At 60.4% G+C, this 1,341-nt stretch carries 2 protein-coding genes and 1 pseudogene; all 3 read right to left on the reverse strand.

Annotated features, from left to right (window positions below):
• Positions 1-548: pseudogene (locus tag OCGS_RS05450) on the reverse strand (apolipoprotein N-acyltransferase); the annotation flags it as partial.
• Complete coding sequence (lspA, locus tag OCGS_RS05455) at positions 515-973, reverse strand: signal peptidase II (RefSeq protein WP_040610605.1); 459 nt, start codon at positions 971-973, stop codon at positions 515-517. The gene lspA and the pseudogene OCGS_RS05450, both read right to left, overlap by 34 nt.
• A 28-nt stretch (positions 974-1,001) precedes the next feature.
• Positions 1,002-1,341: ZIP family metal transporter (locus OCGS_RS05460; RefSeq protein WP_040610606.1), on the reverse strand; the 340-nt coding region annotated here is incomplete at its 5' end.

A 1,341-nucleotide genomic window follows, 5' to 3' on the forward strand; every position in this document is an offset into this window, starting at 1 on the left:
AGGCGGCGGGTTGGCGAGGAGCGGCGTAATCGACCAAAGCGAGCCGGCGAGGTTCCATGGAAAACCTGTCAGAACGTGACCGCGCAACCACTCGGCCACGGTCCAGGAGGCGCGAACAGGAGGCAGGCCAAGAGACTGCCCATGGCTCCACGCCGCGCGATTTCGGCGAAAAGCGCGGCGGCAATGGCCGGGAAAATCGCGAGACCTGCGGACAATCCCGCGACGGCCGGGATCGCCATCGCCCCGAACCGCTCGGCCTCGACGTAGAAACTCTCTGCAATCCACGAAATCCCGAAACCGAACTGGCCGAGACCAAACGCCCAGCCGACGAGGAAAGCGCGCCCGAAGGAGAGATCGCGAAGCCCGACAAACAACGCGGAATAGGCAACGGGAACAAGCAGGAGAATCGAAAGAGGCGGGAAAGTCAGAACCGTCAGCGCCCCGGCGGCGAAACCAAGCGTCATCCGCGAAAGCAAACAGGGGCGCAGAGCGATGCGGTTCAGAATTTCCGTCTTCACGACTTGATCGGACGCCGCGCGCTGATCCATGGCGCGGCGAGCAAGAGCCCTACGCCACTGACGACAAATACATCGGCCATGTTGAAGGCAGGCCAATGTGTTGTGCCAATGTAGAAATCGAGAAAGTCTGTTACAGCCCGATAGCGCACACGATCGATGACATTGCCCAGCGCTCCGCCAATGATCGCGCCGTAGGCAAGTGTTTCCACCGCATTGTCGGCGCGAAACAGCATAACCCCCAGCCAAACACAGATGGCAAGAGCGAAAGCGATGAGGCTCCACCACGGCGCGCCGCCCAACATCCCAAAAGTCACGCCGTCATTACGATAAAAGACGAGGTTGAATCCCGGAAACACGGAAATCCCGGCGCTTAAAGTGACGGCATTCGCAACGACAATGGCTTTGGTGATCTGATCGATCGCGAACGCAGCAAGTGCTGCGAAGACGCCGATCATCGGAGATACCTTGTTTAGTGACATTGCCTCATCCCAACCAGACATCAAGGAACAGCATCAGAACGAGCCCGACTGCGAGACCGAGCGTCGCCCTGTTCTGATGGCCGCTGCGATGGGTTTCGGGGATGATTTCGTGGCTAATGACGTAGATCATTGCGCCCGCGGCAAAGGCCAGACCCCATGGAAGCAGCGGTTCCGACAGTGTGATGATGCCGGCCCCGAGCAAACCGCCAATCGGCTCGACCATGCCCGTCAGCGCCGCGATGCCCCAGGCGCGCAGCTTCGGATATCCCTCGCCCAGCAGAGATACGGCGACGGCCAATCCTTCGGGCGCATTCTGAAGCCCGATGCCGATGGCGAGCGGCAGA

This window comes from Oceaniovalibus guishaninsula JLT2003 (assembly GCF_000299575.1).
Classification (GTDB): Bacteria; Pseudomonadota; Alphaproteobacteria; order Rhodobacterales; family Rhodobacteraceae; genus Palleronia; species Palleronia guishaninsula.